Raw genomic sequence first — 4,586 nt, 5'->3', positions numbered from 1 at the left:
GCCCGGACACTGCCCAGTGTGGCAGATGCGCCGGAATATGCCTTTATTGGCGGGACGAAGGGGAATATACCGGCTATACTGGATGAAATATACCGCAAGAACCGGGCCTGCCGCATCGTCATGACGGCTATCACTGTAGAAACACTGGCGGCGGTCACGGCGTATTATGCAGGCCGACCGGACTATACGCTGGATATCACCCAGGTCATGACGGCCCGGTCCCGTCGTGTAGGCAGCAGCCATATGATGATGGCCCAGAATCCCGTGTATATTATGACAGCCGCCTATGATCCCGTCCCGGGCGGAGAAAGGAGTTCGTCATGCCTATAACGGACCTGCCACGACTCATGGTTGCCGCTGCCAGCAGTGGCAGTGGCAAGACGACCGTCGTCTGTACACTCCTGGAACTGCTGCGCCGGCGTTCCTGTCAGGCCGCCGCCTTTAAAAGCGGTCCCGATTATATCGACCCCATGTTCCATAGGCGCGTACTGGATACGCCGTCGTATAATCTCGATCTGTTCCTCCTGGGACGGAACGAACCGGGCCGGGAGACAGCCTGCCGCATTCTCGGGCGGCATGGCCGACAAAAGGAGATTGCCATACTGGAAGGAGCCATGGGGTATTACGACGGCATCGGTATGGGCAGTGAAGCCAGTGCCTATGAACTGGCTTCTGCGACGGGAACGCCGGTCGTACTCGTCGTCGATGGCCGGGGCAGTGCCCTGACACTGGCGGCGGTTCTCAAAGGGATGGCGGCATTCCGCAAAGACAGCCGGATTGCCGGTTTCATAGTCAACCGGGTAAAACCCATGGTGTATGCCCGTTACCGCCGTGCCTGGGAAGGGGAATCGGGACTCCGGTCGCTGGGGTATCTGCCGGACATGCCGGACTGTACCTTTTCCAGCCGTCATCTGGGATTGGTGACGGCTTCTGAAATCGCCGATTTACAGGATATACTGCGGAAATTAGGGGATGCAGGAAGAATGAGCCTGGATTGGAGTGCTATGATGGGACTGGCCCGGACGGCGCCGCCCCTTTCCTGGAAAGAACCGGACATGGCGGCTCCGGCTGATACGGTGCGTCTGGCCATCGCACGGGATGAGGCGTTCTGTTTCTACTATGAAGACAGTCTGGATACCTTACGGTCGTACGGGGCGGAGCTGATTCCCTTCAGTCCGCTCCACGATGGAAGCCTGCCCGATTGTGACGGCCTCTATCTGGGTGGCGGCTATCCGGAGCTGTATGCACAGAATCTGAGCCGCAATGGGAGCATGTCCGCATCAATCCGGCAGGCCATCAGGCAGGGCATGCCCTGTCTGGCCGAATGCGGGGGATTCATGTATCTCCATGACTATTACCGCTGCCAGGACGGGCAGCTGCTTCCCTGGGCTGGCGTCATTTCCGGCGAAACCTATATGACAGGCGGCCTGCGCCATTTTGGCTATGTGACCCTGGAAGCCCGGACCGACACCTTGCTGCTGCCCCGCGGTAAAACCCTGACGGCCCATGAATTTCACTATTCCGGTAGTACGGCTTCCGGTTCGTCCTGTACCGCTTATAAGGCCGGGAGCAGCCGCCAGTGGCAGGCTGTTGTGGCCAGTGGGCGGCTATTTGCCGGGTATCCCCACATTCATTTCAGCGGCTGTCCGGACTGTGCATCCCGCTTTATCGGGGCCTGCCGCCAATTCAGAAAGGAACGAATGCGATGAAAGTAGAACACATCCTGCCGGCTGATATCGAACGGCGCAGTATGGAAATCATAGAAGAGGAACTGGGGGACATCATCCTGCCTCCCGATGAAAAAGACATCATCAAGCGCGTCGTCCATACGACGGCCGATTTTGACTATGTACGGAACCTGCGCTTCAGTCCCAGCGCCGTCCGGCGCGGACTGGAAGCTCTGAAGCGTGGCTGTACGATCGTCACCGATACGAATATGGCCTGTATGGGCATCAGCGCGCCGGGACTGAACAAACTGGGAGCTGGCAAAGTGTGTTACATGGCCGACAGTGATGTAGCACAGGCGGCCAGAGAACAGGGGACGACGCGGGCGCAGGCATCGATGGATAAAGCGGCAAAGCTCACCGGTCCCCTGATCATCGCCGTCGGTAATGCGCCTACGGCCTTATTGCGCCTGAAAGAGCTCATAGAATCCGGACGGATCAATCCGGACCTGATCATTGCCGTGCCGGTAGGATTTGTCAACGTCGTCTATGCCAAAGAAGAAATCATGAAAGCCGGCGTCCCGTACATCACGGCCCTGGGACGCAAAGGCGGCAGCAACGTCGCCGCGGCTATCTGCAATGCCCTGATTTATACACTGACGCGCCAGTCCTGATACGCTGGCAGAAAAGAGGGGATTTTATGAATTGGAAAGTCGTTCTGGCTATTCTGACCTGCAACATCCTCTTTATGTCATTCAGCTATACGATGCTCATTCCCTTCCTGCCGATCTATCTCACGGACGAATTGGGCGTTCTGCCGGGAGATGTCCACCTCTGGTCGGGCATCGTATTTTCCTCCACTTTTCTGGTCAGTACCATCATGGCACCCATCTGGGGAAAGCTGGCTGATGCCCACGGAAAAAAGCCTATGGCTATCCGGTCCTGTCTGTTTTTGTCGCTCAGCTATTTCTGCGGCGGCCTGGTCACCTCACCGGAACAGCTGACACTCATGCGGCTCCTCCAGGGGTTTGCCTACGGATTGTGGCCTATGGATCTGGCCATTATGACACTCTATGCTCCCGAAGACAAGCTTGGGTTCTGCCTGGGGACCATGCAGGGGGTCATGACGGCCGGCAGCGTCCTGGGACCGCTGTTTGGGGGCATCCTGTCCGATTTGTTCGGCATGCGCTTTTCTTTCTTTATCGCCGCCTTTTTCCTCTTTATAAACGGCCTCATGTTCATCTTTTTTATTAAAGAGCCGCCTGATCCGGCAAAGGACGAAGCCGGAAAGACGCGCCACCTGTCCCAGTTAGACGTATTGCGTCAGCCCCTCCTGCGCAATATGCTGGTATGCGGAGCACTGATCCAGATGGTCATTTTCATCCTCCAGCCCGTCCTGTCTACGTATATCACCGGTCTGGCCGGTGATATTCCCAATCTGGCCCTTACGACAGGATTCGTCATTTCCCTGTCCGGTGTTTCCGGTGCCATCGCCGCGCCGCTGTGGGGAAAGGCAGGGCAGAAGAAAGGCTTTATCCGCATCCTCACCGTATCGATTTTTGTCACCGCTATGGGAGAAGCCCTGCAGGGCCTTCCCAATACGCTGGCAGCCTTTTCCGTGACTCAGTTCACTATCCGCCTCTGCTTTTCCGGCATCAATCCGGCTCTCAACGCCATCATGGCCCAGCATACGCCGCCAGACTTCAAAGGACGTATTTACGGTCTGCTGTTTACGGCCCAGCAGCTCGGATCCATGGCCGGCCCTCTTCTGGGAGGAGCTCTTGCGACCTGGTGGGGCATGAAATCTATCTTCTTCGTTATGTCGGCTATCCTCCTGGCGGCCAGTTTCTGGCTCTACCGCACCTATCACAACGAGGACCCGAAACCGGTGTGGTTCTGAGTGGTTTTTAAAGGAAATGAGCCTTCCGGATAAAAAAAGACTGCCTTCATCAGATTCCCGTCGCCGTGTTTCCTGGGTAACGGTCTGAATCCGATTCAAGGCAGTCTTTTCTGCGCTGGTATGTCTTTATATATTAAAATACGATTTTGACCCGTTCGTCGATGGGCAGTTTTTCAATCGGTCCCGGCTGGCTCAGAGGCTGGCCGAAGGGCATCTGGGCGATGAGCTGCCACGAGGCCGGTACGTCGAATTCACTGGCCAGGGCTTCGTCGATGAGCGGGTTGTAGTGCTGCAGGTTGGCAGCCAGGCCCATATTGGCAAAGAGTGTCCACAGGGCATACTGCATCATGCCGTTGGCCTGCTGGGCCCATGTGGGGAAGTTGGCGGCATACAGGGGGAACTGTTCCTGCAGCTTTTTCACGACATCCGTATCGTCATAATAGAGGATGGTGCCGTAAGCGGCGGCAAAGGAATCGATTTTCTTTTCCGTATTGGCAAATGCTTCGGCCGGTACGACTGCCCGGAGGGTGTCTTTGGTTATCTGCCATATTTTGTCATGAGCACTGCCGTAGGCAATGATAATGCGGCCGGACTGCATATTGAAAGCTGACGGGACTTCCCGGACGACCGCTTCGATGCGGGCCGTGATTTCTTCCTGGGGCAGGGTGACATCCTTTCCCAATGTATAATTCGTACGACGTTTGGCGAACATCTGCTGTACTGTTTTTTCCATGGTATCACCTCATCATGAATATGTAATAAATAACGATTATTTATTATGTATAAAGTATACCAAAAATATCCACATAAGGCAAGCTATAATTGCAATGCCTGGATAAAACTTTCTCCCAGACTGGACAGGTATCGTCCTTTGGGCCAGATGGCGGCGATGCGCGTGCGCAGGGACGGTTCGTCAATAATCTTCACGCTCAGATTGTCATGGGCTGCCAGATATACGGCAGAAGCGGGCGTGACAGCGATGCCCAGACCGGCGTTGGCCCATAGGATGGTCGTACGGGCAT

5 protein-coding genes and 1 pseudogene are annotated in these 4,586 nt (G+C 55.8%); 4 read left to right on the top strand and 2 right to left on the bottom strand.

Annotated elements, in window-relative coordinates:
• The 4 genes and pseudogenes from DBO31_RS09350 to DBO31_RS08955 all read left to right on the top strand — a co-directional run.
• A pseudogene (locus DBO31_RS09350) lies at positions 1-330 on the top strand (hypothetical protein); the annotation flags it as partial.
• A complete protein-coding gene (locus tag DBO31_RS08965; protein ID WP_150824983.1) occupies positions 321-1,709 on the top strand; it encodes a cobyrinate a,c-diamide synthase in 1,389 nt (462 codons plus the stop codon). The pseudogene DBO31_RS09350 and the gene DBO31_RS08965, both read left to right, overlap by 10 nt.
• A complete protein-coding gene (locus DBO31_RS08960) occupies positions 1,706-2,338 on the top strand; it encodes a precorrin-8X methylmutase (RefSeq protein ID WP_150824982.1) in 633 nt (210 codons plus the stop codon). Before DBO31_RS08965 ends, DBO31_RS08960 begins: the two co-directional genes overlap by 4 nt.
• Before the next feature lie 26 nt (positions 2,339-2,364).
• Positions 2,365-3,564 (top strand): MFS transporter, encoded by a 1,200-nt coding sequence (locus DBO31_RS08955; RefSeq protein WP_150824981.1) that lies wholly within the window; start codon positions 2,365-2,367, stop codon positions 3,562-3,564.
• Positions 3,565-3,697: 133 nt separating this feature from the next.
• Here the strand turns inward: DBO31_RS08955 and DBO31_RS08950 are convergent, their stop codons facing one another.
• Positions 3,698-4,297, bottom strand: a complete 600-nt coding sequence (locus DBO31_RS08950) for a nitroreductase family protein (protein ID WP_059075815.1) — start codon at positions 4,295-4,297, stop codon at positions 3,698-3,700.
• Positions 4,298-4,380: 83 nt separating this feature from the next.
• Positions 4,381-4,586: LysR family transcriptional regulator substrate-binding protein (locus DBO31_RS08945; protein WP_150824980.1), on the bottom strand; the 206-nt coding region annotated here is incomplete at its 5' end.

Source organism: Megasphaera sp. DJF_B143, assembly GCF_900320625.1.
Taxonomy (GTDB): domain Bacteria; phylum Bacillota; class Negativicutes; order Veillonellales; family Megasphaeraceae; genus Megasphaera; species Megasphaera hexanoica.
The sequence above is the reverse complement of the archived record's forward strand: the minus strand, read 5'-3'. Positions and strand labels throughout refer to the sequence as shown.